General features: G+C 36.0%; 28 protein-coding genes. 15 read left to right on the forward strand and 13 right to left on the reverse strand.

Going from position 1 to position 25,391, the window contains the following annotated elements; genetic code table 11:
- Positions 1-282: 282 nt before the first annotated feature.
- The 4 genes from H9N25_RS16005 (at position 283) to H9N25_RS25135 (ending at position 3,050) form a co-directional block, all read left to right on the forward strand.
- Complete coding sequence (locus H9N25_RS16005) at positions 283-915, forward strand: DUF6266 family protein (RefSeq protein WP_190326534.1); 633 nt, start codon at positions 283-285, stop codon at positions 913-915.
- 85 nt (positions 916-1,000) lie between these two features.
- A complete protein-coding gene (gene rlmH, locus H9N25_RS16010) occupies positions 1,001-1,474 on the forward strand; it encodes a 23S rRNA (pseudouridine(1915)-N(3))-methyltransferase RlmH (protein WP_132398645.1) in 474 nt (157 codons plus the stop codon).
- Positions 1,475-1,520: 46 nt separating this feature from the next.
- The gene (locus tag H9N25_RS16015; RefSeq protein WP_167296945.1) at positions 1,521-2,870 is read left to right on the forward strand and encodes a tetratricopeptide repeat protein; all 1,350 of its coding nucleotides are present in this window, start codon (positions 1,521-1,523) and stop codon (positions 2,868-2,870) included.
- 51 nt (positions 2,871-2,921) lie between these two features.
- Positions 2,922-3,050 carry a hypothetical protein gene (locus H9N25_RS25135; protein ID WP_255497459.1) on the forward strand — a complete coding sequence of 43 codons (129 nt, stop codon included), beginning with the start codon at positions 2,922-2,924 and terminating at the stop codon, positions 3,048-3,050.
- 62 nt (positions 3,051-3,112) lie between these two features.
- Here H9N25_RS25135 and H9N25_RS16020 read toward each other — a convergent pair whose 3' ends face one another.
- Both H9N25_RS16020 and H9N25_RS16025 read right to left on the reverse strand, forming a co-directional pair.
- On the reverse strand, positions 3,113-3,655 hold the full coding sequence (locus tag H9N25_RS16020) for a DUF5606 family protein (protein ID WP_190326535.1): 543 nt from the start codon (positions 3,653-3,655) through the stop codon (positions 3,113-3,115).
- 146 nt (positions 3,656-3,801) lie between these two features.
- Positions 3,802-4,263, reverse strand: coding sequence for a peptidylprolyl isomerase (locus tag H9N25_RS16025; RefSeq protein ID WP_086547682.1), 462 nt, complete (start codon positions 4,261-4,263; stop codon positions 3,802-3,804).
- Between the two features lie 233 nt (positions 4,264-4,496).
- Between H9N25_RS16025 and H9N25_RS16030 the strand changes: the two genes are divergently transcribed.
- Positions 4,497-5,678, forward strand: a complete 1,182-nt coding sequence (locus H9N25_RS16030) for an asparagine synthetase B (protein ID WP_208399016.1) — start codon at positions 4,497-4,499, stop codon at positions 5,676-5,678.
- Between the two features lie 283 nt (positions 5,679-5,961).
- Positions 5,962-6,702, forward strand: a complete 741-nt coding sequence (locus H9N25_RS16035; RefSeq protein WP_190326536.1) for an outer membrane beta-barrel protein — start codon at positions 5,962-5,964, stop codon at positions 6,700-6,702.
- 64 nt (positions 6,703-6,766) lie between these two features.
- Here the strand turns inward: H9N25_RS16035 and H9N25_RS16040 are convergent, their stop codons facing one another.
- The 3 genes from H9N25_RS16040 to lpxK are packed head-to-tail and all read right to left on the reverse strand — an operon-like array spanning position 6,767 to position 10,623.
- Complete coding sequence (locus H9N25_RS16040; RefSeq protein WP_190326537.1) at positions 6,767-8,773, reverse strand: putative porin; 2,007 nt, start codon at positions 8,771-8,773, stop codon at positions 6,767-6,769.
- A 1-nt stretch (position 8,774) separates the two neighbouring features.
- Complete coding sequence (locus H9N25_RS16045) at positions 8,775-9,590, reverse strand: purine-nucleoside phosphorylase (protein WP_190326538.1); 816 nt, start codon at positions 9,588-9,590, stop codon at positions 8,775-8,777.
- Positions 9,562-10,623: a tetraacyldisaccharide 4'-kinase gene (lpxK, locus tag H9N25_RS16050; protein ID WP_190326539.1), complete on the reverse strand. Its 1,062-nt coding sequence runs from the start codon at positions 10,621-10,623 to the stop codon at positions 9,562-9,564. The genes H9N25_RS16045 and lpxK overlap by 29 nt, the downstream gene beginning before the upstream one ends.
- A gap of 466 nt (positions 10,624-11,089) precedes the next feature.
- On the opposite strand from lpxK, the gene H9N25_RS16055 reads away from it, so the two are divergent.
- From H9N25_RS16055 to H9N25_RS16085, 7 genes are read left to right on the forward strand one after another with little or no spacing between them, the layout of a single operon-like run.
- Positions 11,090-12,220, forward strand: coding sequence for an NAD(P)/FAD-dependent oxidoreductase (locus H9N25_RS16055; RefSeq protein ID WP_190326540.1), 1,131 nt, complete (start codon positions 11,090-11,092; stop codon positions 12,218-12,220).
- Positions 12,221-12,934, forward strand: a complete 714-nt coding sequence (locus H9N25_RS16060) for a methyltransferase domain-containing protein (RefSeq protein ID WP_190326541.1) — start codon at positions 12,221-12,223, stop codon at positions 12,932-12,934. It begins immediately after the preceding gene.
- Positions 12,931-13,983 (forward strand): type III polyketide synthase, encoded by a 1,053-nt coding sequence (locus H9N25_RS16065; RefSeq protein ID WP_190326542.1) that lies wholly within the window; start codon positions 12,931-12,933, stop codon positions 13,981-13,983. Before H9N25_RS16060 ends, H9N25_RS16065 begins: the two co-directional genes overlap by 4 nt.
- Positions 13,984-14,007: 24 nt before the next feature.
- Positions 14,008-14,448, forward strand: a complete 441-nt coding sequence (locus H9N25_RS16070; protein ID WP_190326543.1) for a 3-hydroxyacyl-ACP dehydratase FabZ family protein — start codon at positions 14,008-14,010, stop codon at positions 14,446-14,448.
- Positions 14,441-15,721, forward strand: a complete 1,281-nt coding sequence (locus tag H9N25_RS16075) for a beta-ketoacyl-[acyl-carrier-protein] synthase family protein (protein ID WP_190326544.1) — start codon at positions 14,441-14,443, stop codon at positions 15,719-15,721. The genes H9N25_RS16070 and H9N25_RS16075 overlap by 8 nt, the downstream gene beginning before the upstream one ends.
- Complete coding sequence (locus H9N25_RS16080; RefSeq protein ID WP_190326545.1) at positions 15,718-15,981, forward strand: acyl carrier protein; 264 nt, start codon at positions 15,718-15,720, stop codon at positions 15,979-15,981. The genes H9N25_RS16075 and H9N25_RS16080 overlap by 4 nt, the downstream gene beginning before the upstream one ends.
- Positions 15,968-16,423, forward strand: a complete 456-nt coding sequence (locus H9N25_RS16085) for a 4'-phosphopantetheinyl transferase family protein (RefSeq protein ID WP_167296957.1) — start codon at positions 15,968-15,970, stop codon at positions 16,421-16,423. Before H9N25_RS16080 ends, H9N25_RS16085 begins: the two co-directional genes overlap by 14 nt.
- Before the next feature lie 57 nt (positions 16,424-16,480).
- Here the strand turns inward: H9N25_RS16085 and H9N25_RS16090 are convergent, their stop codons facing one another.
- The 8 genes from H9N25_RS16090 to H9N25_RS16120 all read right to left on the reverse strand — a co-directional run bounded on the left by H9N25_RS16090 (position 16,481) and on the right by H9N25_RS16120 (position 23,135).
- Complete coding sequence (locus tag H9N25_RS16090; RefSeq protein ID WP_190326546.1) at positions 16,481-17,572, reverse strand: hypothetical protein; 1,092 nt, start codon at positions 17,570-17,572, stop codon at positions 16,481-16,483.
- Between the two features lie 60 nt (positions 17,573-17,632).
- Positions 17,633-17,767 (reverse strand): hypothetical protein, encoded by a 135-nt coding sequence (locus tag H9N25_RS25140; protein WP_255524474.1) that lies wholly within the window; start codon positions 17,765-17,767, stop codon positions 17,633-17,635.
- Between the two features lie 94 nt (positions 17,768-17,861).
- Complete coding sequence (locus H9N25_RS16095; protein WP_190326547.1) at positions 17,862-20,063, reverse strand: peptidase domain-containing ABC transporter; 2,202 nt, start codon at positions 20,061-20,063, stop codon at positions 17,862-17,864.
- Between the two features lie 71 nt (positions 20,064-20,134).
- Positions 20,135-21,301, reverse strand: a complete 1,167-nt coding sequence (locus tag H9N25_RS16100; protein ID WP_223833409.1) for an HlyD family secretion protein — start codon at positions 21,299-21,301, stop codon at positions 20,135-20,137.
- A 160-nt stretch (positions 21,302-21,461) separates the two neighbouring features.
- Entirely contained in the window at positions 21,462-21,626 is a 165-nt protein-coding gene (locus H9N25_RS16105) for a class IIb bacteriocin, lactobin A/cerein 7B family (RefSeq protein WP_190326549.1), read from the reverse strand.
- 6 nt (positions 21,627-21,632) lie between these two features.
- Positions 21,633-21,800, reverse strand: coding sequence for a hypothetical protein (locus H9N25_RS16110; RefSeq protein ID WP_190326550.1), 168 nt, complete (start codon positions 21,798-21,800; stop codon positions 21,633-21,635).
- Positions 21,801-22,458: 658 nt separating this feature from the next.
- Entirely contained in the window at positions 22,459-22,830 is a 372-nt protein-coding gene (locus tag H9N25_RS16115) for an LptA/OstA family protein (RefSeq protein ID WP_190326551.1), read from the reverse strand.
- 89 nt (positions 22,831-22,919) lie between these two features.
- Positions 22,920-23,135: a hypothetical protein gene (locus H9N25_RS16120; RefSeq protein ID WP_190326552.1), complete on the reverse strand. Its 216-nt coding sequence runs from the start codon at positions 23,133-23,135 to the stop codon at positions 22,920-22,922.
- Positions 23,136-23,611: 476 nt separating this feature from the next.
- Between H9N25_RS16120 and H9N25_RS16125 the strand changes: the two genes are divergently transcribed.
- Complete coding sequence (locus tag H9N25_RS16125; RefSeq protein ID WP_190326553.1) at positions 23,612-23,791, forward strand: hypothetical protein; 180 nt, start codon at positions 23,612-23,614, stop codon at positions 23,789-23,791.
- Between the two features lie 80 nt (positions 23,792-23,871).
- Positions 23,872-25,293, forward strand: coding sequence for a S41 family peptidase (locus H9N25_RS16130; protein ID WP_190326554.1), 1,422 nt, complete (start codon positions 23,872-23,874; stop codon positions 25,291-25,293).
- Positions 25,294-25,391 lie beyond the last annotated feature (98 nt).

Here is a 25,391-nt window from a genome sequence, read left to right on the forward strand (position 1 = left end):
AATATCCTCAAAGGTATCAGAACCAGCAAATAAATTGTTTTTAAATTTCTTTTTTTAAGAAAAGTATGCACATCCACAAAAAATCATCCGCCAAAAACACATTAAATGGAAGGCATTCATTGCACAATATATATGGATAATTATCGGACTTTCATCGGACTTTCATCGGACTTTCATCGGAGTTCAATCGGAATAATTAGGTATTGATCAGTTAAAAACCTGTGTTTATTTTGTTTATGATTAATTTTTTAAATAAATTAGATCAACACAATATCTATCGTTATGGCAAGATTAAAAGATGGTGCATTAGGAGGTTTTTCTGGAAAAGTTGGATCTGTAATTGGTTACAGCTACAGGAATAAAGATTATATCAGGAGTATACCTGTTCCATCTAAAAAGCCGCCTACATTAAAACAATTGGCCAGTAGAGCCCGGTTTAAATTCTTTAACGAGTGGAGAAATCCATTATCTGGTTTTTTTAACGTCACGTTTAAAAATCAAACCAATACACATTCGGCCCAAAATGCCGCGCATCAATTAAATAAGGACATTATAACCGGAGAATATCCAGACTTTATAATCGATTATACTAAAGTAATCATTAGCAAGGGTTCATTGCCACCCGTGCTTGATCTGCAAATGCAGCACGAAAATGATATGTTATATTTTACCTGGCAACCAAACCTGATTAACACAGCCATGGGTACTGATTTACTGGCCATATTGGTCTGTTACACTAACGATATTAATCACTTTCAGGCCAGCTTAAATGCAGCAGAGCGCGGTAGCAGCAACTGCGCCTTTAAATTGGATTATACTGCACCAGGCGAAAAAATAGAAATTTACGCTACCTTTTTATCGAATAACCGCGAGAGGGCAAGCGACAGCCATTATATGGGCAGCATTGAATTTTAGTTTAAACTGTTTTTTCATTTGTTCTGATGAATGCCTACAATTTACCTAAGTTTGAAATCCAAACGTTAAGACAAAGGAATATTAAATGAAGATTACACTGATCGCTATTGGCAAAACAGAGGATAAATATCTAATTGAAGGAATTGATAAATATATCAACCGCCTCAAACATTATATTAATTTTAGTTTTTTAGCTATACCTGATGTAAAAAACGTTAAAAACCTAAGCGAGGCTCAGCAAAAGGCAAAGGAGGCAGAATTACTACATAAACAAATTAACAATGGCGACGTTGTTATTTTGTTGGATGAAAAAGGGAAAAAATATTCATCTGTAGAATTTTCAAACTACTTAAATAAACAGATGGTGGGCAGTGTACAACATTTAATTTTTATTATTGGCGGCCCTTATGGATTTGATGAAACGATTTATAAACGAGCAAACGGTTTAATTTCACTGTCTGACATGACCTTTTCGCACCAAATGATCAGATTGTTTTTTGTAGAACAGCTTTACCGTGGATTTAGCATTTTAAAGGGCGAACCTTATCATCACGCATAAGTTATATATTTCGAGATTAAAATCTTCAAAGCAAACTTTATCATTCATGAATAGAATTTTATTAACATTCTCCATCTTATTCATCACCAACTTTAATACTTTCGCACAAAAAGCAAAGGAGTATTACGAAAAAGGGTTAAATGCCTTTGAAAAGAAATTAGACAACCAAGCTTTACTTTACCTTGATTCATCTATAAATCTTAAAAATGATGAATATATGAGTTATCAACTTAGAGGCTTTGTAAAATCTTCACAAGGTAAATTCGTTGATGCTATTGCAGATTTTGATAAAGCAATAGGGCTTAATCCCAATGATGCTGATAATTTTGCTTACAGAGCTTCTGCAAAAGGTTCGAATACAGATACTAATGGTGCAGTACAAGATTTAAGCCAGGCCATTAAAATTTCACCAAGGAAATGTCAATATTATCGAGATAGAGCAAAGTTGTACGCAAAATTAAAAGATACCCTTTCGGCGAAGTTGGATTTCGATAAAGCCATAACACTCGATCCGGAAGATGCTTATAATTTTATAGAAAGAGCGATGATTAAAGAAGCAGCCAATGATCTTCGTGGTGCTTTGCAAGATTTAAACGAGGGCATTCTCATTGATCCCAATCAATCTCCATTTTATAGGCACAGAGCAGAATTGCACCTCAAACTTCGCGATACAACTTCAGCGTTATCAGATTATGATAATGATATTAGGCTGATCAAAAAAGATGATCCAATGTTTTATTGGGATCATTATGATAGAGCTACCGCACGGTTTAATAAAGCTTATTACCAAGGCTGTATTGAAGATTGTAGTATTGTAATTTCAGGTTTAACAACCGATAGTGATACCTCTTTAATAAAATTTGTTTACAAATGCAGGGCACTTGCCAATCTTAAAAGCACTAATTATTTTGCTGCCATCGCAGATTGTGATGAATTTTATAAACACGACCCAAAAGATATCAGCATATACCTCGCCAAAGCGGAGGCTTACTATATGCTTAGCGAATTTAGCAATTGTATTACAACAATAAATAAAGCTATTGCTATCCACCCTACAGCAGAAGCTTATTTTTATAAATCGATGGCTAATGTTAAACTGAATAACCTAAAGGAAGTTGAAAACGATCTAACCAAAGCAATTAATTTAAATCCCAGCTATTTTTTAGCGTACAGGAATCGGGCACTGCTTAGAGGGGTACAGGCAAATTATAAAGGTGCCGTTTCTGATGCCAATGTTTTTTTAAAAAACGATCCAACAGACGTTAAGGTATTAACGACTAAGGGAATGGCACTATATTTTCTTAATAATAAAAAAGAAGGTTGCGCAATTGTAAAAAGAGCAATAAGCTTAGGTGATCAGACGGCAAAACAATTTGCAAAGGAAAAATGCAAATAAAGAAAGCTTATGGAATAATTATGTTATAATCATCATTAAATAAAAGAAATTATGCTATTAGATAAATATAAACGGGAATACAGGTATAAAAGCGATCAGAACCGCAATAACAAATACTTATGGATCAGCATTATTGCTTCATTGGTGATTGTAGCACTGCTTTGGTATTTTTTCGATTAATTTCATAAAAAAACACCAGACAAATTTGGCCTGGTGTTTCTCTATATTGAAGTAAATAAAGCTTAAACGCCTTTTTTACTAGTCATACTTGCTTTTTTAGCAGGAGCTGAAGTTTTTGTAGTTGCTTTTGCACTTGCTGATGCTTTTGCTCCACTGGCTTTAGGTTTCTTATCTGAAGCTGATTTTTCTTCTGATAACTTAACTTCTGCTGGTGTACCCGGAGTTTCTGGAGTTTCTTCAGTAAACAAAGGCAAATCTTTTAACAAATTATACCAGGTAATGATTTTCTTCATATCAGAAGCATAAACTTTCTCCTGATCGTGACCTGGAGCTACCTCAAGGAAATAAGCACGCAAATCGCCTTTCAAATCTGGAGTAGATCCTTTTGCAGAAATTTTGGCAAAAATATCTGCCAATTTAATTTCCTCATCTTCACCATACACAGTAATATCTTCTAACGAAGCTAATTTTGTATTGGTAATGTTAGCAACAATTTTAGTTTTTTGAGCATCCAAGCTCTCTAAAATGTAACCCACTTTATTTTGTCCAACCAGTTTAAACAAACCCGGTCTGCCAGATACGGCAACAATTCCTCTTAAATTCATATGATGTGTGTTTAGCGGTTAGCGGTTGGGGTTTAGCGCAACAAATCGCCTACCACCAAACGCATAACGTATTTCTAATGTTTTAAAATCTAAATATGAGCAATTAGCGCTTTTAAACGCTTATCGCCAAACGCATTGCGTATTAATTAATCTTCTAAAACTTCAATGTTTAAAATTTTATCACCTTGGCGAATATCATCTACAAGGTCTACATTCTCAACTACTTTACCAAAGCAGGTATGGTTACGGTCTAAGTGTGCTGTATTTGTTCTGCTATGACAGATAAAAAACTGTGAACCACCAGTATTGCGGCCAGCATGAGCCATAGATAAAACACCACGATCGTGATATTGATTTTCTCCGTCTAATTCGCAATCAATTTTATAACCTGGGCCACCAGTACCTGCCAAATGTGCTTTAGCCGGATCTTTTGAATTTGGACATCCGCCCTGAACCATAAAGTTAGGAATTACGCGGTGAAAAGTTACACCATCATAAAAGCCTTCTTTAGCTAATTTTTTAAAGTTTGCAACGGCTTTTGGCGCATCATTTTCGTAGAATTCTACGGTCATATCGCCTTTTTCTGTTTTTATTATTGCTTTACTCATATCAATATCGGTACTAATTTTAAATTTCGTTCGCCTAAAAAACTTTCATATTTTTTTAGTAGAGGGCAAAAATAACAAAATTGTATAACTTATAACATCATTAAATTTTTCTATACAGTTTAAATGCGGTATTTTAGTGTTTTAAGTATACCAATTTGATAAAGAAATCTTATATTCTATTTATTTGCCTGCTTTGCTCCCTGGGCCTTAGGGCTTCTTCTTTGTTAATTTACATGGATGAAGATCAAAAAAACCACCTTAAGGCCTATGGTATAGCCTATTGGACGATCAGCAAACAGCTGGAGGTTGATTGGCTCTTAAATTATCGTGGCGGAAGCTTTTTAATTAAATACAATAAAACCGTTGAGGATGAGCTTAAAATCCGTGGAGTCTCTTACGAAGTAATGGCTGATGGAAAAGTGGTGAGTTTATTAAACGAAATCAGTGATCCTGCTGTGAATATGGAAATGGTTAAACTGGAGAAAACGCCAAAAATTGCAGTTTACTCTCCAAAAAGCAAATTACCATGGGATGATGCGGTTACACTCGTTTTAACCTACGCCGAAATTCCATACGATGTAATTTATGATGACGATATCCTTCAGGATAAATTGAGCAAATACGATTGGCTTCACCTGCACCACGAAGATTTTACCGGGCAATATGGCCGTTTCTGGGCCAATTTCAGGTATGCAACCTGGTACCAGGAAGATGTTAAAAACCAGGAAAATTTGGCCAAACGTATGGGCTATAAAAAGGTTTCGGAAATGAAATTAGCCGTTGCTAAACACATTAAAGAATACTGTGCTGGTGGAGGTTTTTTGTTTGCCATGTGCTCTGGTACCGATAGTTTCGACATTGCCCTTGCCGCCGAAGGTGTTGATATTTGCGCGCAAATGTTTGATGGCGATCCGGCGGATCCAAATGCACAAAGTAAACTGGATTTTAATAAAACGCTAGCCTTCCAGAATTTCAAGTTAGACAATAACCCGATGAACTATGAATTTTCGGATATAGATGCTACCCAAACCCGTACACTTAACCAAACCAACGATTATTTTACTTTATTCGATTTTTCGGCCAAATGGGACCTCGTTCCAACCATGCTTACCCAAGACCACGACAAGGTTATTAAAGGTTTTATGGGGCAAACCACAGCATTCAGAAAGAGCTTAGTGAAAACGAGTGTAACCGTTTTAGGTGAAAATAAAGGCGCGGCAGAGGTAAGATATTTACATGGCGAAATTGGCAAAGGTCAGTTTACTTTTTACGGCGGTCACGATCCAGAAGATTATCAGCATGCTGTTGGCGATCCGCCAACAGATTTAAGCTTGCATCCAAATTCACCGGGATATCGCCTGATCCTCAATAATGTGCTTTTTCCCGCAGCAAAAAAGAAACCTCAAAAAACGTAATTTATCAAAATTTAACTTTTGGCATTATTCCTTTTGAGTTTAAAAAATTGTTAATTCTCCGCTATATTCCTGTTATGTATACAGTAAATGGCTCCTCATACCATTTCTGATCTGGATTATAGCTACCCTTAAATCCTCCAAAAATTACACTGATAGCCAATGTATTAGCTACCAAACTGTAACACTCTTGATACTTTGGCACAGCTTTTGGATTAGCACAGGTAATTAACAAACAGGGTAAAACCTGAAAATTTAAACAAGATTTTTATAAAAGAAAAATATCATGAAAAAGTTACTATTAAGCGCATCAGTTATTTTATTGGCAACAGGTGCATTTGCACAAACAAAAATGACTAGTGAAACTGCTCGTTTTGGAATTAAAGCCGGTGTTAACTTATCAAAGTTTCACGCTGGTGGCGATGATGCCGCAGCCAATAATTTTAATGATAATGCAAAAAACAATGTGGGTTTTAATGTTACCGCATTTGGTGATTTTGGTGTAGGAAATAATTTCTTTATCCAACCAGGTGTATCACTACAGAACAAAGGTAATAAATTCGAATCGGTAAGCACGACCACCGCTATAGGCAATACAGTTACAACCACATCTTCCATCAAAACCAATTTAATGGCTATTGAGGTTCCAATTAACGCGGTATTTAGAATCCCTACTGGTGATGCCGGTGCGGTTCAGATCAGTGCTGGTCCATATATAGGATTTAACATTTCAGGTAAAGATAAAGGAGAAAATGTGGTTACAACTGTTAACAATTCGAATAACAACAGTTCTACCGTTACAACTTCTAATGATAGAGACCTATCGTTTGGTAGTGCCAGTGATAAAAACTATAACAGCACAGAATTTGGCGCAAACTTTGGTTTAGCCTACCGTACAAATTCTGGATTTTTAGTAGGTGCTAACTATGGTTTAGGTTTAACCGATTTAACACCAAAAGACAGACAAGCCAATTCGAATAAATTAACTAACCGTGTGTTAGGTTTCTCAGTTGGTTATTCATTCTAAGAAAAGCCTTAAAAGCAAAAAACCTTCCCGGTGCAAAATCGGGAAGGTTTTTTTATGCTTTGTTTTAGTCGTAAAAGTTCCAGCTTACCCCAAATTTTAGTAAGGCATCTTGCATAGGGTACCTGTTTACAGTGTAATAACCTGGTTGAAACAACCCTTGATTTACAAAATCATATTTAACAAAAATATTAGCCCGCTTTAAATTTGCTTTAAAAAAAACATCAATTACTGGTCTCGAAACCAGGTTTGTTGGATTGCGTTCATCAATATAAAACTGAGCTGTTGCCGGCGAATATAAGTAGTTTGCATATTCAGAATTATACCTCACATCAAATCCCACATTAGCCTTTAATACTTTGAAAAAAGTATTATCAAAATAAATACTGTTATAAGTATAAAGTTCTGGCGTTCTTAATACTGTATTTTTATCTGTTTTTTGATAAGCGATATAATTTTCCATCACAAACTTACCAAACCTGGTTTTCTTTGATACATCTAGCCTAATTAAGCTAATATCTGCAGTGGCCTGCTCTGGTAAAATGGCGGTTGTACCATTGGTATGGTCTGCAGCAAAATAAACGTAGTTACTGGTTAAGAAATACTTAGCACCTGCATTAAAACCATACTTATCGTTGATATAATTAAATGATAAATTGGCAATTTTAGTATTTTTAAAATCGCTGTTTGTCCATTGGTAATGATTACCATGATAGTAGTTAAAAATAGCCGCCGGGGTTTGGTTTTGTACATAGGCTCCCAATTCAATCCTTCCTATGGTTTTACTTAAAAGAATTTTACTTTTTGCCTCGTATAAATAATCTCCTGCGTTTTCACCTTGCAAAATTTGTTGAAGGTCTAAATTGAAATCAATATTGTTGGAGAAACGATAGCCTGCTGCGCCTAAAATGGTAATGTTTTGATAAGCAAACCTACTGTGTTCGTAATTGGTTGCATCTTGCTTTATACCAAAATATTCATGTTTGTAATAATCGTGCCTTATGCCCGCATCAACCTTTAATTCATTTTTTATAACCGAACTATTTTTTGGCCGTAAAAAGAAACTATAAATAAATTCATTTTTAATGTGTTTTACATGGGTCGAATCATTCGTAAATACTGTACTTGCAATTCCCGGAGGCAATACATTATTAACATCCGCTCCATTTTTGTAAAAATCGAAACTGTCGTTATTATACTCAAATGTATACGAAACCTTATTGGTTGGTAAAACTGAATTGTTAACATTTGCAGAGGTATCTATCCTGCCTACATAATAGGTTTGCTTTAAGAAAATGGTATTTTTACGGTACATATTTCTTGAGTCTGCTAAATTTACAGGCTCTGCCTCTCTTGCAATTTTAGTATAACCAGGATCGAATAAACCTGTAGCTACTGTAGAACCATTCTCGTAGGCGCGCATGGTGTTAAAAATTGCCGATGCCCACATATTATAACGTTTGCTCGGCGATTGATACCATGAAAACACGGCAACATTTAAATTATCGCCACGTTGCCTGGTATAAAAACCTCTAGAATCGCCACGGTTAAAATTAACTCCAACATTCCAGTTTTTTTTAATATTCTGCGTATGGATAGCCCTAAAAAGCTGTTCTTTTTGACCTGCACTAACAAAATATAAGCTGGTAAAGGGGGTTCTGGCCTGATAGTAAATAATATCTTCAGGTGTTAAAGCATAATAATCGAGTGAATGAAATCCTACATCAAAGCCAATCCTTTTACTAGGTTCATACAATAAAGGCCTGGCAGCCAAACCCATATTACCGTTGCTAATGGTTGGGTGCAGGGGTTGTAAAAGCGGACTATAATTCTGGATATTGGTGGTTGAAGTATCTAAAGGCAGCAGTACAATACTATCCTTAGTTAGCGACAATTTGGTAAACCGTATATATTTGGCTGTAAAAACTACGGAATCTTTACCCCCATCTAGCTTTTTCCTAACCGAATCAAGTTCTTTATTGGTACCAACACTTGTTTTTAAATCTTGAGCAAAGACATTATTAATGCCTAACAGTAGCAAGAAAAAAAAACAGATTTTAACGGCTTTATGCATCTTATAGTTCAGAAATTAAACGGGTTAAAATCTCTGTCATTTTAGGTTCGGCTTTAGCTGCTGCCGCTAAAATTTCATCTAAATTAAAAGGCTGCAGGTCTTCTGGAAAACCTTCGTCTGTTAATACGGAGATGGCAAAAACAGGTAAACCAGCGTGGTTGGCCACAATAACCTCGGGTACAGTACTCATGCCAACTGCATCAGCACCAATTAAACGTAGGTATTTGTATTCCGCTTTAGTTTCTAAGTTCGGGCCAGAAACCGCAACATACACCCCTTTATGGCATTTAATATCAACATCTTTAGCTATTTCTAACGCTTTGGCTATAATATCGCGTTTATAGGGCTGGCTCATATCTGGAAAACGTGGCCCTAATTCGCTCTCAATTAAACCCCGCAACGGGTTATCTGGCTGCAGATTAATATGATCGTCGATAATCATTAAATCACCCTTTTTAAACTCAGGGTTTAACGAGCCCGCAGCATTAGATACAATTAAGTTTTCAATACCCAAGCCTTTCATTACCCTAACCGGAAAGGTAATCTGCTGCATGCTGTAACCTTCGTAATAATGTAAGCGCCCTTGCATGGCAATAATTCTCTTCCCGTTTAATGTTCCAAAAATCAGTTTCCCACTATGGAACTCTAAAGTAGAAATTGGAAAATTTGGAATATTAGAATACATCAATTGATGCTCAACTTCGATTTCTTTTACCAATCCACCCAAGCCAGTACCTAAAATAATGCCTATTTCTGGCTTAAAGTTCTCTGTTTTACGTTTTATATATTCAACGGTTTCTTCTATTGCTCTTAACATAATTTAAAATGAGTTCGTCAAAGGTAATCTTATCTTCTTCAAATAATTCAACCTCAATGGGTAAATAATATACAGGTAAATCTACCAGTAAATCTTCAAATCCGGTAGCTCTTAAACGCTTGCTATCCTTTTCTGTTGTGATAATGATTTTATCTTTTTTAATATTGGCTGTAAAAACCGCTTTAAACTTCTTAATATCATCATTTTTAAAAGCATAATGATCAGGAAATTCTTCGTGTTTAATGGTTTTGGCATATTTTTCAAGCTCTTCTATTAACGGAGCCGGATTTGCAATTCCGGTGAGCAGGAAAATTTCGAAACCTTTAATCGACTCGAGCGTACGGCTTTCGTTTTGGTATAGATGTATAAGATCGCCATACTTTAAATAAGAATGTAATACAGGTTGATTTGCATTTGGCTGTAGCTCATTTATCGAAGCCTGCTGGGCAACATGTAACAGGGGAACTGGCGATTTTGTGACCAACAATACATCTGCTCTTTTGCGCGAGGAGAAAACATCTCTTAAATTACCGGCAGGTAATAAAAACTGTAAAGTACCCAATTTTCTAAACTCGAAAAGCAAAACATTAAACCCTGCATTTACTGCGCGGTGCTGAAAGGCATCATCAAGGATGATTAAATCATGATTGTCTTTCAATTGCTTAATGCCATTTACGCGGTCTTCGCAAACGGCAACGGTAACAGCTGCAAATTTTTGATGATACTGTAATGGCTCATCCCCTATCGTTTCGGCCGTTGCAGTACCATCGGCAACAATAAAACCTTTCGTTTTTCGGCCATATCCCCTGCTTAGTATGGCTATTTTATAACCGGCTAGCAACTTCACCAAATATTCTGTTGTTGGCGTTTTGCCCGATCCGCCAACGGCTAAATTGCCTACACAGATTACCGGTAAATCGAACTTTACAGATCGCATCAATCCCCAATCATAAAGTTTTTTACGGAGTAGAATAGCCATTCCATAAATGATCGAAAAAGGAAGTAGTAAAAGGCGTAGATAGTTCAGTAGCATATCGTGGTTTCAAAAATACTGATTATTTAAAAAAGAAAGGCATGGCTTAGGCCAAATGCCCAATAGCGCAACCATTAAGCAAGTGAAATGGTTTGTAAGGATTTTATGTTAATGGGCATAATTGCAAACTAGGCACTTAAATTTTTTCTTTTTAGAAAAGCAGTAACAATAATATAATTAACGTTAGTCGGGCTTTTTGCTAAATCTCTTGTTTTGAAGGAAACAAGAGGATACCGCTGCAATCCCGTTTAATCAAAACTGGCGCTGTTGCTATTAAAGGTTTTTGAACCTATTGGAACAACAACTCCAGACTCATAATATTCCAACCAGATGATAACATCTGACAGCCCGTTAGCAAACTCAACTCCGCGCCTTCAGTGTTTTTCTCTACAATCTCTGTGGTTAAAGAAACTCAAATGGAACAAACCCGAATTTTAAATGTTATATTAGATTTCCATCTCATTATATGCAGGCCGAAACAGAAATTTTAATTATTGGTGGCGGATTGGCAGGTTTAACAGCGGCACTTCACCTGAATAAGGTGGGTTTAAATGTTACTTTGATCGAAAAAGATACCTATCCTCACCATAAAGTTTGCGGTGAATATATTTCGAATGAGGTGCTCCTCTATTTTGCATGGCTCGGTCTGGATATTGAAAACCTTGCGCCCACATTAATCAGCGACCTACTTTTCACTTCCCTTTCTGGTAAAAGCATAAAAACTAAATTACCCCTTGGCGGCTTTGGGTTAAGCAGATACACCATCGATCATTATCTCTATACCGAACTGATCAGGAGAAAAATAAACGTAATTCATGATCGTGTTGTACAGATTAACTTTGCCAATAACCAATTTACAGTAGCAACTGCAAATCATACCTTTGCTGCAGCTTACGTTATTGGCGCTTATGGAAAAAGATCGTCAATTGATGTTAAGCTAAACCGGAGTTTCATCAATAAAAGATCGCCCTATCTGGCAGTTAAAGCACATTACAGAGCAGATTTTCCAAATAACCTGGTTAGCCTGCATAATTTTAAAGGTGGCTATTGTGGCGTTTCAAAGGTCGAAAATGACCGATTAAACATCTGTTATCTAGCCAACTACGAGCATTTTAAAAAGTACAAAAGCATACTTACCTTTCAAGAAAATGTACTCTATAAAAACAGGTATCTAAGGGCTATTTTCGAAAATGCAACAAGTTTATTCGATATTCCGTTAACCATCGGTCAGATTTCTTTTGAGCGTAAGGAACCCGTGTATAATCATATTTTAATGATTGGTGATACTGCCGGATTAATTCATCCACTTTGCGGAAATGGCATGGCCATGGCTATTCACGCTGCCAAAATTGTTTCGGAACTTTTGCATCAAAGAATAGAAGGTCGCATAAGCTCTCGTGCAGCACTGGAAGAAAGTTACACCGCACATTGGAACAGCGAATTTAAAAGCCGCTTAAAAATGGGAAGAATGTTATCTTCCCTGCTACAGAGTACTAACTTTGAAAGTTTAGCCATAAATGCATTGATTAAAATGCCTTTTCTACTTAATAAAATAATAAAACAAACACACGGCAAACCCATCACAACTTCATCATAAATGCAAGTAGATACCACATATAGAAGCACCGCACCAGAGATTATGGATGATTTTGCTATGGAAGGTGAAATATTGCGCGATGCACTTGATAAAATAGCCAGCATAAACCAACTTCTTGGGGGAAATAAAGTTACACTCGCAGGGGTTAAAATCTTAATCGCCAACAAACCATTGGATCAAGTTATACGTATTACTGATATTGGTTGCGGAAATGGAGATATGTTACGCGCTTTGGCCGATTATGCAAAAAAACAAGGTTTACATTTTATTTTAAAAGGGGTAGATGCCAATCAATTTACAATAAGTCATGCGCAAAGTTTGTCTGCCAACTACCCAAATATAACCTATGCCTGCAGCAATATTTTTGATGATTTAAGTAAAACAGAACCTTGCGATATTATGCTCTGTACTTTAACGTTACATCACTTTAAAGATGAAGAAATTATTGACCTGTTAAACAATTTTAAAAAATCGGCAACAATGGGTATGGTAATAAACGACCTGCAAAGAAGTGCAATAGCATATTACCTTTTTAAAGCGCTATGTTATGTTTTCCGTTTAAACGATATGTCGAGAGCAGATGGTTTAATATCAATTCTACGTGGATTTAAAAGAGCAGATTTGCTTAAATATACCGAACAATTAAAGGTAAAGTCGAGTTCGATAAAATGGAAATGGGCTTTCCGCTACCAATGGATAATTAAAACAACATGAGCGTAACCGTAAAAGCCGTAAGTAAAGCCTTGCCAGAATTTTGGCGATCAACTGCTGATATTTTACCATTTTTAGATATTTGGCTAAAAGATCAGGATGATCGTTTTATCAGAAAGGTAAAAAAGATTTTTGAAAGCGCCGCAGTAGATAAAAGATACTCGATCATGTCACCCGAAGAGGTTTTTAGTGATTTAAGTTTTGAGGAGCGAAACAACATTTATGTCAGCGAAGGGATAAAGCTGGGGGCCAAATGTCTGGAAACCGCACTCGAAAAAGCCAATTGGCAAGCTCAGGATTTAGACTACATCATTACAGTAAGCTGTACAGGAATCATGATCCCTTCTTTAGATGCTTATCTGATTAATCAGCTCAAACTGCGTCAGGATATTGTTCGTTTACCTGTAACCGAAATGGGTTGCGCGGCTGGTGTATCAGGTATGATTTACGCCAAGAATTTTCTGAAAGCCAATCCAGGTAAACGCGCAGCAGTTATTGCGGTAGAATCGCCTACGGCAACCTTTCAATTAAACGATTTTTCGATGGCCAACATTGTAAGTGCAGCAATATTTGGCGATGGTGCTGCCTGTGTATTATTAAGTTCGGATCAAGCAGATACTGGACCAGCGCTTTTGGATGAAGAAATGTACCATTTTTATGATGCTGAAGAGATGATGGGCTTTAAACTTACCAATACCGGACTACAAATGGTACTGGATGTGGCAGTTCCGGAAACCATTGCCAATCATTTCCCTGCTATTATTCATCCATTTTTGACAAAAAACGGATTCGAAATTAATGATATAGACCATTTGATCTTCCATCCGGGTGGAAAAAAGATTATCCAGATTGTTGAAGAACTATTTGGACAGCTTGGCAAAAACATAAACGAAACGAAAGAAGTTTTAAGGCTTTACGGAAACATGAGCAGCGCAACGGTACTTTATGTTTTAGAGCAGATTATGGATAAAAAGCCACTGCCAGGAGAAAAAGGGCTAATGTTAAGCTTCGGACCGGGGTTTTCGGCACAACGCATACTTTTACAATGGTAATATTACCCATTCAATAACCTGATCATGACAACACCAGAAATATTAGATAAACTACCATATGGTAAATCTTTTCTTTTTGTTGATGAGTTATTACACATTGATGAAAATGGCGCAAAGGGCACTTATACTTATGTTAAAGATCTCCCCTTTTACAAAGGTCACTTTAAAAACCACCCGGTTACCCCGGCAGTGATCCTCACCGAAACCATGGCGCAGATTGGACTGGTCTGTTTAGGCATTTATCTGTTAAAAGATATTGATCAAAATATATCCATTGCCATGACATCAAACACTATTGACTTTTTAAAACCGGTTTACCCAGGTGAGCAGGTTACGGTAACGAGTGAGAAAGTATATTTTAGATTTAATAAACTGAGTTGCAAGGTAAAAATGGAAAATGCAGCCGGCGAAACGGTTTGCAAAGGAAATATTTCTGGCATGTTAATTTCGAAAGAAAATGGGTAACAGGGTCGTAATTACCGGTTTAGGCGTATGTGCCCCCAATGGCACAACCATTGATGAGTTTTCGGATGCCATAAAAAAAGGACTTTCGGGCATCCGTCATCAGCCCGATCTGGAAGCCTTAAACTTCTCTTGCCAGATCGCAGGTAAACCATCACTAAGCGAAGAGCGGATCAATCAATATTTTACACCGCTTGAATTGCGAAACCTAAACAGTACAGGAATTATATATGGTATTATTGCTGGTTTGGATGCCTGGAAGGATGCAGGTTTAACCATCGAAAATAATAACGAACCTGACTGGGATAGCGGTACCATTTTCGGCGCGGGTACTTCTGGTATAGATAAATTTAGATGGGCAATTAATAAGATAGATGCGCTTGAAATTAAAAAATTAGGAAGCTCGGTAGTAATACAGACCATGGCCAGTGGCGTAAGTGCTTTTATCAGTGGCAAACTCGGCCTGGGTAATCAGGTAAGCACCAATTCATCTGCCTGCGCTACAGGAGCAGAAAGTATACTGCTGGCTTACGAGAGAATTAAAACAGGTCAGGCCACAAGAATGTTAGCAGGAAGTACCAGCGACAGTGGCCCTTACATTTGGGGTGGTTTTGATGCCATGAAAGTTTGCACCTTTAAACATAACCATGAACCCGAAAAAGGAAGCCGCCCAATGAGTGCAAGCGCAAGTGGTTTTGTACCTGGAAGTGGCGCCGGCGCCCTGGTATTAGAATCGCTCGAAAGCGCGCTAAAAAGGAAAGCTAAAATTTACGGCGAAGTGCTCGGAGGCCATATCAATTCTGGTGGTCAGCGGGGCCTAGGTACTATGACTGCGCCAAATCCTACCGCTGTACAGCGATGTATCCAAACAGCATTAAAAAATGCTGGTATTGAAGCCCAGGAAATAGATGTGATTAATGGCCACCTTACCGCAACAACTAAAGATGCACTAGAAATTGAAAACTGGAAAACAGCGCTACAACTACCAGCTAATGAGTTTCCGTATATCAATTCTATAAAAGGCATGATTGGCCATTGTATTGCAGCATCAGGGAGTATAGAATGCGTGGCCTCGGTACTTGAACTTTCAGAAGGTTTTATTTTCCCCAATATTAATTGCGAAGACTTAAATCCCGAAATTACCGCTTTAATTAATGCGAAATGCATTCCACAAACCTTAATTCATCAACCATTTAATATCTTAGCTAAAGCCAGTTTTGGTTTTGGCGATATTAATGCCTGCATTATTTTTAAAAAATACACTCATGAATCATGAATAAAGAAGAAATCATCGAAGCTTTAAAAACAATTGTTGAACCTTACAGCGAAGAGGCATCAGCCCTGGCACATATTGACGAAAACACCGATTTTATAAACGATTTAAAAATAAATTCGGCTAACCTGGTTGATATTATTTTAGATATCGAAGAGAAATTCAACATCGAAATAGACAACGATTCGATGGCTAAAATGCTCAACGTAAAAGCCACAACTGAAATTATAGCTGCTAAATTAGAAGCACATGCTGGGCAATGATATTGTTGATTTAAACCTGGCCAAAACCCAGAGCAACTGGCGCCGTAAAAATTATCTGGATAAGATTTTTACTACGGAAGAACAGTTACTGATTTCTGCTGCAGAAAATCCCGATATGATGGTGTGGTTACTTTGGAGCATGAAAGAATCGGCTTATAAAATTTATAACCGTAAAACTGGTGTCCGGAATTTTGCCCCCAAAAGTTTAAGCTGTACGATCCATCCTAACGCTTATGCCGAGGTAAATATTGATGGTAACGTCTATTTCACTAAAAGTAGCTTACATACAGCATTTGTACATACTATCGCCGTTCCGAATTACCATCAACTGGAGGAAATTAAGATTGCGATCTACGAAGCACCTAATCATCTTTTCGATTACAAAAGCACTAAACCGGGTTGTGTAAGCCATCATGGCCGGTATTTGGCTTTAGTGTATTAAACGATTATTGTCTGCCGCCAAAACCATTTAGGTGCGCAATATCAATTAACTGTTAAACTAGAAGAAACCACGAGCTGATATTTGATGTTTAGTTTTAAAATTTTTCAACTCATCACAATTTCCTGTCTGCTCTACATATTTTTCCAATCCACATTTATTTGCATCAAAATTCCATTTGCCTGAGTCACTACCGCTTTGCTTAAATATAAATATTTCATCATTGGTTGAGTATGAATTCCGGCCAATAACCTGTTTTGCACTGATCAACGCCGAATAGAGTTCGTAATCCCGGTACGCATAATCATAAAAGAAAAAAAACTTTTTATTTACATATTGCTCATAATACTGACTTTTCTTTAAAGCATTGGTTTTTTGATCCAAAATCCATATATACGATACCTCAACCTTTTCTTTTAACGCCAGATTTCCTTTAACCTGAATAATCGTATTCACACTATCTGATTTAATGCTTTTTTCGGTAATATTCAGTTTTACAAGCTCATAGAAATGTCCCGGCAACAATCCCAAACGTAATTTAATCTGGGGGTTACTACCATAAGTTATTCTGGGGCCAACCTTAGTATTAATCAGATTACAGCTATAATCAACATTTAATTTTACTTTTTTACTGCTGCCTACCACAACAAGCTCTTTTAAATCAGGACTGTTAACACTTAACAAGCCTTCATTTAATAAGCGAACTTTTTCATCATTCTGTATCACAGATTGCCTTAAAAACACTTTAGCGTTAAACGGATCCGACTTTAATTGCGAAAAGGATATATTCAACAAAGAGTCAATGGTTTTTCCTTTGTTAAAATTGACCTGAACATCGTCCAATTGAAATGTTTTTGCAGTTAAATTTATTTTTTTATGCAGCGAATCGGTTAAAATAAGTGTTGCGACTTCGTAAAAAGGAAAGTTTATTTTCAGTGTATCGCCCAATTTGGCGCCGACCTCAAAATAGCCAGAAGCATCACTATTGCCTACGTGTTTATTGGAGATTAAAATGGAAGCACCTGTTAAAGGCGCTTTGCCATCAAAAACATGCCCCGTAAGATAAAAGGATTGGGCGTTTATTTTCGTCATCGACAGAAAAAACAAAATCGCTAAAGAGATATTCTTAGCGTTGCAAATATTGTTAATCATAAGGTTTTTGTAAAAGCAAAATAGAAAGAGCAGGATAAATAACCTGCTCTTCCGGTTTAATTATTTCCCATGTGCTCCATCTGAGCCTAAGGTAATTCCAAGATTATCCTGTAACCAGTGGTAAGCATCATCTAAAGCATTACCAACTGCTTCGAATGCTCTGCTAAACCAACTTCCGCCATCAATAGATTTCATTTCTGTTAAAGATAATTCTTCAACCTTATATTTTTTAGATTTTTCTTAATGCGATCGATGTATTCTAATAGTTTCATAGTAAAACTGATGATGATTAAATGCTATCTTTTACAAACTCCAGCGCGGGTGTTATCAAACTTGTTAGGTCATCATCGCCAAATTGCTGTTTCCATAAATTGGCGTAATGGCCATTTGCAATCATCATTTCAGTATGGCTCCCCTCTTCTACAACCTTTCCTTTATCTAATACAATAATCTGATCAGCTTTTCTAATCGTAGGTAACCGATGCGCAATGATGATGATCGTTTTCTTTTGCATCCTCAACAAATCAATTGTTCGCTGCACATATTGTTCCGAAGCCGAATCCAATGAAGAAGTAGCCTCATCCAAAATTAAAATTTCAGGGTTACGGTAAAGTGCCCTTGCTATGGCGATACGTTGTTTTTGTCCGCCAGATAAAGAAGCACCATTTTCGCCCAGGTAGGTTTGAAATCCTTCTGGCAATGCCTCTATAAATTCTAAAATACCCAGTTGTGTACAGATGTTGATAATCTGCTGCATATTGGGTTCATAATCGCCAATGGCAATATTTTCGATTACGTTACCTGCAAAAAGATCAATTTTTTGGGGTACAACGCTTAGTAAACCTCTTAACGAGGCATTGTTTAAATATTTAAGTGCATGATTACCGATAAAAATATTACCCGATTGTATAGGGTAAATATTTTGAAGTAATGACATTAGGGTAGACTTGCCAGATCCGCTCTCTCCTACAATAGCCGTAAAACTTCCAGCCTTAATCTTTAGGTTTAAATCATCAAATACATTTACACGACTGCCATACCTGAAAGCTACATGTTCAAACCTGATATCGCCCATTAATTCTTTAGTAAGAAAAACGCTCGACGAATTTTGTTCAATCTCCAGGTCCATAATTTCGAACAAACGATCGGAGGCGATCATGGCATCCTGGATAGATTTATTTGCGCCAATTAAAGAAGTTGCCGGACCAGTAAAGTAACCAATAAGCGTATAGAAAGAAAATAATTCGCCAGGGGTAATCTCTCCATCTAAAACATAACCTGCACCTACCCAAAGCAAAATGATAGTGAGCATACGGGCAATAACCTCGGTGGAGGTGCCAGAAAAAACGGAGTTTAATCCTGATTTATAAATTGTTCTGAGCAAGCCAATAAAATGAGTTTCGGTTTTTTCATTGGAAAACCTTTCAAGGCCAAATCTTTTAATGGTGGCTACATTATTTAAGCCCTCTACCAATTGCGATTCTAACTCTGCGGACTCCTCCATCAGCTTCCGCTGCATTTTCCTATTTAATTTATTGCTGATGAAATAAATCAATAAATACAAGGGAATAACCGCCAACATCATTAAAGCCAGCTTCCAATAGTAACTGAACATTAAAATAAAAGAGAATACAACAATAAAGCCGTTTACCACCAGGTTAATGGAAACGTCGTTTATAAAAGCCCTTATTTTAACCGCATCGTTTACCCTAGAGATAATTTCGCCCACCCGCATGGTATCGAAAAACTGTTGAGGCAGTTTTAAGAGGTGTTTGTAGTAGCCCAATATCAACCGGGCATCGATCTGCTGCCCCGTGCGGATGGTAAAAATAGTTTTAGCCGTACCAATAAATAATTGCAGGGCTAAAATGGCCACCATCATTAAGCTCATTAAATTAAGCAGGTTCCGGTTACCTTCTACCAAAATATGGTCGGTTATCTTTTGAACAAAAACCGAGGTAGATAGTCCAAGTATGGTATAAATTAAGGCACCAAAAAGTGCCTGTGTTACAATACTTTTATGCGGTTTAATCAGGTTCCAAAAGCGGCTTCTCGTATCAACCTTTTCATTGCCTTGTTTAAACCCCTCATCAGGTAACAACAGAACCAATACGCCTGTCCATTCACTTGTAAATTCGTCAATAGTTTTACGGTGTTTTTTCCCATCACCCGGGTCCATTACTTCAATGTATTTATCAGTTACCTTATAAATCACTACATAATGCTGTAATTGCTTCTTTACCACCACATGGGCAATGGCCGGTAGTGGAATTTTAGAAAGGCTACCTAAATTGCCCTTTACCCCTTTTGCTTCAAAACCCAGTTTGCTGGCCGCTTCTATCAAACCTAAAACATTGGTTCCTTTTTGATCGGTACTGGCCAATTGGCGGATGCGCGCAACAGGCATTTTCAATTTATAAAAAGCAGCTATAGATGCCAAACAAGCAGCGCCACAATCGGTAATATCGCGTTGTTTTATTAGTGCAGACATTAGATGGGAGATATTAGATTTGAGACTAGAGATGCGAGGTTGAAGGTTTGAAAATTTTCTGCTTTGGTCTTTTAGCTTTTAGCTCCATTTGGATTTAACCAGTCGTCAACTTTATCATAAAGCAATTGATACAAGTTTCGTTTTGCAATAGTAAAGTGTGCGTTAAAGGTCATCCCCTTTTTTACCTGGCCTTTATAACCGTTTTTTAACTTTAAATAATCCTGGTTTAATTTACACTTCACTTTAAAATAAGGACTTTGGTTAATCAATATAATATCGTCAGAAATGTCGGCTACTACACCAGCAAGCAGGCCCCATTGGTTATAGTTAAAAGCGTCGATCTGAAACCTGACCGTTTGGCCAGCTTTTATTAAACCGATATCAGCAGGTTTAATATAACAGATGGCCAGCAAAGCACTATCAGGCGATATCTCGCCAACTTTCTGATTGGCCGTAATGAAAGAGCCCAATTGTAAACCAGATAGGTTTTGCACCGTTCCGGACACTCCTGCGTTCAAATGATATAATTTCTCCTGTTCGGTTAGCTGGATTTTCTGACTATCTAGATCTTTTAATTCCTTTCTATATTGATTAGATTCTGTTTGCCATTGTGTTTTGTACTTTTTAGTCACCAGATTAAAATCAGAAAGCGCCTGATCGTAATTAAACTTATATTGCTCATACTCTGCTTCGGTAACAACCTTCTTGTTATATAATGTTTCATACCTTTTATAAATCTTGTAGGCCTGTTCGCGGGCATTTAAAGCATTTTGAATCTGTTCTGCGTATTGTTGCCAACTTGCCGCATACAGGCCGGTTCGCAATGCAGGTTGCCCTGCATTGCTTAAGTCGACCAGTTTTAAAACGAGGAGCGCATCATTTAATAAATTTTTTAATTCACCAGAACGATTATTCAAAATCACATTTTGTGTTTCAGGTATGGTAGGGTCTATATTTAAAAGGAGTTGCCCTTTTTTTATTTTTTTGTTATCGGTTAAATTAATCAAGGTAATTTTCCCTGCCACAGGTGCTAGCAATTCTGTTCTTTCGATATTACTCTGCAAAGAACCATTGCCCTTAACGCTTACTGTTGTATAAATAAAAGGTAAGGCAGCTAAAGCCACAAGAATGAATAGGATTGTGGCAGAATAAATAATTTGTGTTCGTACCTTGGTATCGTGTAAAAAAATGATGGAGTTATCTTCGAAATTGGCATCTTCTATAAAAGGCATAATCATCAATTGGCTTGGTTAAGGCCAAGTTTGTGATTATTAATTTATACCAGAAAAAAGATACACGAAAAGGGGGATTGTAGGGATGAAAGCACTCTTTTACTAAATAAAAAACCCGATCAGCACGAGAATGCAGATCGGGGCAACTTCCTTTGAAAGGAATATTTTATAAACTTTTTTTATAAGCTCTGCCAGCCGACTCAGCAATTTCTCCAGCTAAGTAAACAACACCTGCAACAGCGGCCAGTACTGCCCAGAAACCACCATTAACTTGCTCCACTTCTTCTGCTGTAAGTTCTTCTATTCCGAATTTATTAATTTCTATTTTCATTATTATTTAATTTAAAACGTTACACTCACAACCTTTTTCAAATTTCTCTACCAAATAGGCAGTTCCCGGCGCAACAAAGTAAAGCCATAAAGGAACTTTTCCACCCTCTATATTTATTATTTCCTGCTTACTTAATTCAATAACTTCAAGAGATTCTAATTCGATTCTTTTCATTTGAGATTCATTTTTTCAACCATTCTTACTCATTAAAGGCTTTTCAGATTCCGCCTACGCTGGCCTAACATAAAGCAAGTATCTAATTTTAGAATTCATCACTTAAAAAATATACACCAACGGGCATTTCGTAAGGACGAAAAAAGCAAAACATTGATAGATTAACGGAACAAGAGAAGAAGGTTTTTAATCGAAGGACAAAAACTTATGCTAGGAAGGTTAATAATTAAATAGTTTAGTTAAAGAATCAAAAGTTGAGAAATTTCCAATAAAAAACCTACAATGTATCTAAATACTTCGTAGGTTAAATATTTTCATGCAATTTAGATCTTTTTGAAGGGAGATAATACTATCCTATCTGTTTTAAATAACTGATTTAATTAACAAAATCGTTTAGGCCTGCAAGCATACCATTAAAAAATTCTACTCTATTATCATAAAGGAATATAAATAATAGCAAAAGTATAAAAATGGTATTGATTAAATTTTCATTTCTCTTTATTAATGGATTTTCCATAAATTTTTATCTTATTTAGTTAAATGCCTTTTACTTTTTGAATTAAAAAGTAGATTATTAATAATATACAAATTATTCCAAACGAAATCATTTGTAAATCTTCACTTGCTTGGCGTCTAAAATTAGTCGAAAAAAATATTTCTATTTAACCGAAAACTCTCCATAACTTCCCTTACGTATGCTATCTGTCCCAGCAGTTTTCATGGTATAGTTTTTAGCAAAAATTTTCTCACTTTTTTTATTAAAGATTATTTCATCAGCTTCAATACTAAAATTCTTACATTTAAATTTTGCATTTCCATTCAATGTTATAATAGATTTATCCTTACTCAATTTCGCAGTGTTACTTGCTGACCATGTTATTGAATCTTTTTTTATTTGTGCAATGTGATTCAAGTCAGCGTCAATCTTACTTTGATTAACAAAAGCAGTGGAAAATAGCAAAGTACTGGTCAAGCATAATATAAATAAAACTGTTTTTACCTCTTGTATTTTCTTCAAAATAATTTTCATATTGCTATCTGGTTGCTTTATTTGACTAAGATACTAAGTTACAATTCAAAAGATGAACTTATTTATTTTTAAAATAAGTTCAAAAGACGTTAATATGCAGCTTGTCCAAAATAGATATCAACCCAATCGGCAGGTCTATCTGGATGAAAGCCAGAGCTGTCACTATAACCGCCGGATGAGCCAAACCAATAAGAATCTCCGAAACTTATCCCTGGTCTGTATCCTGTATCGCCCCCGCCTATTTCTACCCTGCTTTTAGCATTCATCTCCTGAACACCAAAGTGTTTTAATTCTAATTTTTTCATTTCGTTTAATTTAAATTTTGTTCCCTACTCGTTAAAGGCTTTTCAGATCCGCCCATGTTGGCCTAACATGAAACAAGTATTGGATATTAAAATTCGATTTAAAAAAAAGATACACTAAAAGCCTTTTTCTAAGGACAAAAAGAGATAATAACAGCTGAAATAGTCAATATTGAATTAATCCAGATGCTACATTAACCTATACATAAGATAATACAAATATGTATTTTAAAATAGTTCGTCCTTTAAATATAAATATCGACTATAATTGTAATCTAAATTATTAAACCAGCAAGATTTCCACCAATTGGATTGATTTTGTAAAGAAGTATAAAACTAAACAATGGTTTATTATTTTAAACCATACAATTTATTGGTTTGGTATAGATAAATGACCGTTTGGTGTATATTTTTTGACAATTGCATTCAGAAATAACACTTTTAAACACATTTACTTAACTACTCATTAAAATACAATTATGAAAAACAAAAAATTAGAAAAAAAGACTGTGTTTATTTTTAAGAAGAACTATCTTACCAATTTAACTAAGGAGCAAATGAGAAAAATTTATGGAGGAGAGACAACAACAGGGGGAAGCGGCTTGTCAGGGGATCCAGCTTGTCCTAACAAAACTATAGCTAACACAGTAAGCGAATAATATTTTTATATTGTAACTTGTTCCGGAATAAATCATATCTCACTACATTACAAAATTTTAATTAAGGTCCCCATTTTATAATGAAGTATCTAGCTTGTTTTCTTTGTTTATTTCTTTCAACACTTGCTTCAAAAGCTCAGAATTGTAACTGTGATGATAATTTCCGATTCATCGTAGAAAAAATTAAGAAAAATTATATTGGCTATCCTGACAAAGTAAATTCTTCAAATCAATTACAATTTAAAAAGTTTACCGACAGTTTACAGCTTGTTGCCTCATCCTCTAATTCATACAAATGCTTAGGCTTAATTAGAGAATGGCTCAGTTTTTTCAAAGATAAACACATCGATTTTGGGATGGATTTTAGCAAACTTTCTCCTGACTCCGTTAGGGTGTTTTTTGCAAATGAAGAAAAAACCAATTGGACGGAAAACGCATTTAAGTCTTACCTTAAGCAAAATAAAGAAGCTCTAGATGGCATTGAGGGAATCTGGAATTATGGGATGTACGAAATCGGGATTGTTAAAGACGAAACAAAAACAGTTACTGAATTTATTGGCTTTGTAATAGAGGCAGATAGCGCAAGGTGGATGCCACAACAAATAAAATTTAAAATTGCTAGAATCAACAATCAGTATAAAACTATTTATTTTAGTGGAGGTGATCATTCTGTTAACTACCCTACATTAATTGCACAAAAAGATCTTTTAGATTTTGGTTTTTTTGGGAAGTGGAAAAGGGGAGAAAAAAAAACAAAGGCGGTTTCTCCTACTAAAACTCTTGTTCCAGATTTAAGCTCAAGTTTTAAAGTTTTAGATGAGCAAACTTCTTTACTTACATTTGCCTCATTCGATATTAAATATAAACACAAGATAGATAGTCTCATTGATAGTAATAAAGCTAATTTGGCACATACCAAACACTTAATTGTCGACGTCAGAGATAACCCGGGTGGAACTACAAGTTGTTTCGAAAAATTTATTCCATACTTATATACAAATCCTATTCACATTGATGGTGGTGTAGTATTAGCTACAGAAGATAATATCCGTGATTGTTATGAAAAGGATTACTCATTATCAAGTGCAGCCACAAAGAAAAAAATACAGGAAAACAACAAAAAATTAAGAGCACATTTAGGAGAAATCTATTATTTATACAAGCCTGAAACTATAAAACTATCAAAAACGTTAAAAAATCCGGAGCGTATTTCTATTCTAATTAACGGAAATACTGCAAGTAGTGGAGAGTATTTCATTTTGAGAGCAGAACAGAGTAAAAAGGTTACCTTATTTGGTCAAAATACTGCTGGTATGGTTGACTATGGTGAAATCGCTATTACCCACCCGCCTTGTTCTATTTTTACACTTATTTATCCAGTCGCAAAATCATTGCATACCATAAAACGACCGTTAGATAATATAGGAATAGCTCCAAATGTTAGGATACCTGATAGCGAAAAAGATTGGGTAAGTTTTGTAAAAAACTATAAAAATAATTAACTGTGAAAAATAAACATAAAAAAATAATTATCTATCATATCCTTTTTTGGATTGCATACATGTTGCTAGGCAATCTTTTAGAATATGCAAAAGATCCA

This window comes from Pedobacter riviphilus, assembly GCF_014692875.1.
GTDB lineage: Bacteria > Bacteroidota > Bacteroidia > Sphingobacteriales > Sphingobacteriaceae > Pedobacter > Pedobacter riviphilus.

Coding starts and splice junctions, on each gene's coding strand:
- H9N25_RS25135 (WP_255497459.1), top strand. CDS start 2,922: ATGCTATTAGATAAATATAAACGGGAATACAGGTATAAAAGCGATCAG.
- H9N25_RS16015 (WP_167296945.1), top strand. CDS start 1,521: ATGAATAGAATTTTATTAACATTCTCCATCTTATTCATCACCAACTTT.
- H9N25_RS16110 (WP_190326550.1), bottom strand. CDS start 21,800: ATGAAAAGAATCGAATTAGAATCTCTTGAAGTTATTGAATTAAGTAAG.
- H9N25_RS16055 (WP_190326540.1), top strand. CDS start 11,090: ATGCAGGCCGAAACAGAAATTTTAATTATTGGTGGCGGATTGGCAGGT.
- H9N25_RS16045 (WP_190326538.1), bottom strand. CDS start 9,590: ATGTTAAGAGCAATAGAAGAAACCGTTGAATATATAAAACGTAAAACA.
- H9N25_RS16100 (WP_223833409.1), bottom strand. CDS start 21,301: ATGATTATGCCTTTTATAGAAGATGCCAATTTCGAAGATAACTCCATC.
- H9N25_RS16095 (WP_190326547.1), bottom strand. CDS start 20,063: ATGTCTGCACTAATAAAACAACGCGATATTACCGATTGTGGCGCTGCT.
- rlmH (WP_132398645.1), top strand. CDS start 1,001: ATGAAGATTACACTGATCGCTATTGGCAAAACAGAGGATAAATATCTA.
- H9N25_RS16035 (WP_190326536.1), top strand. CDS start 5,962: ATGAAAAAGTTACTATTAAGCGCATCAGTTATTTTATTGGCAACAGGT.
- H9N25_RS16105 (WP_190326549.1), bottom strand. CDS start 21,626: ATGAAAATAGAAATTAATAAATTCGGAATAGAAGAACTTACAGCAGAA.
- H9N25_RS16005 (WP_190326534.1), top strand. CDS start 283: ATGGCAAGATTAAAAGATGGTGCATTAGGAGGTTTTTCTGGAAAAGTT.
- H9N25_RS16075 (WP_190326544.1), top strand. CDS start 14,441: ATGGGTAACAGGGTCGTAATTACCGGTTTAGGCGTATGTGCCCCCAAT.
- H9N25_RS16085 (WP_167296957.1), top strand. CDS start 15,968: ATGCTGGGCAATGATATTGTTGATTTAAACCTGGCCAAAACCCAGAGC.
- H9N25_RS16130 (WP_190326554.1), top strand. CDS start 23,872: ATGAAGTATCTAGCTTGTTTTCTTTGTTTATTTCTTTCAACACTTGCT.
- H9N25_RS16120 (WP_190326552.1), bottom strand. CDS start 23,135: ATGAAAAAATTAGAATTAAAACACTTTGGTGTTCAGGAGATGAATGCT.
- H9N25_RS16070 (WP_190326543.1), top strand. CDS start 14,008: ATGACAACACCAGAAATATTAGATAAACTACCATATGGTAAATCTTTT.
- H9N25_RS16040 (WP_190326537.1), bottom strand. CDS start 8,773: ATGCATAAAGCCGTTAAAATCTGTTTTTTTTTCTTGCTACTGTTAGGC.
- H9N25_RS25140 (WP_255524474.1), bottom strand. CDS start 17,767: ATGAAATCTATTGATGGCGGAAGTTGGTTTAGCAGAGCATTCGAAGCA.
- H9N25_RS16030 (WP_208399016.1), top strand. CDS start 4,497: ATGGATGAAGATCAAAAAAACCACCTTAAGGCCTATGGTATAGCCTAT.
- H9N25_RS16065 (WP_190326542.1), top strand. CDS start 12,931: ATGAGCGTAACCGTAAAAGCCGTAAGTAAAGCCTTGCCAGAATTTTGG.
- lpxK (WP_190326539.1), bottom strand. CDS start 10,623: ATGCTACTGAACTATCTACGCCTTTTACTACTTCCTTTTTCGATCATT.
- H9N25_RS16020 (WP_190326535.1), bottom strand. CDS start 3,655: ATGAATTTAAGAGGAATTGTTGCCGTATCTGGCAGACCGGGTTTGTTT.
- H9N25_RS16115 (WP_190326551.1), bottom strand. CDS start 22,830: ATGAAAATTATTTTGAAGAAAATACAAGAGGTAAAAACAGTTTTATTT.
- H9N25_RS16080 (WP_190326545.1), top strand. CDS start 15,718: ATGAATAAAGAAGAAATCATCGAAGCTTTAAAAACAATTGTTGAACCT.
- H9N25_RS16060 (WP_190326541.1), top strand. CDS start 12,221: ATGCAAGTAGATACCACATATAGAAGCACCGCACCAGAGATTATGGAT.
- H9N25_RS16025 (WP_086547682.1), bottom strand. CDS start 4,263: ATGAGTAAAGCAATAATAAAAACAGAAAAAGGCGATATGACCGTAGAA.
- H9N25_RS16125 (WP_190326553.1), top strand. CDS start 23,612: ATGAAAAACAAAAAATTAGAAAAAAAGACTGTGTTTATTTTTAAGAAG.
- H9N25_RS16090 (WP_190326546.1), bottom strand. CDS start 17,572: ATGATTAACAATATTTGCAACGCTAAGAATATCTCTTTAGCGATTTTG.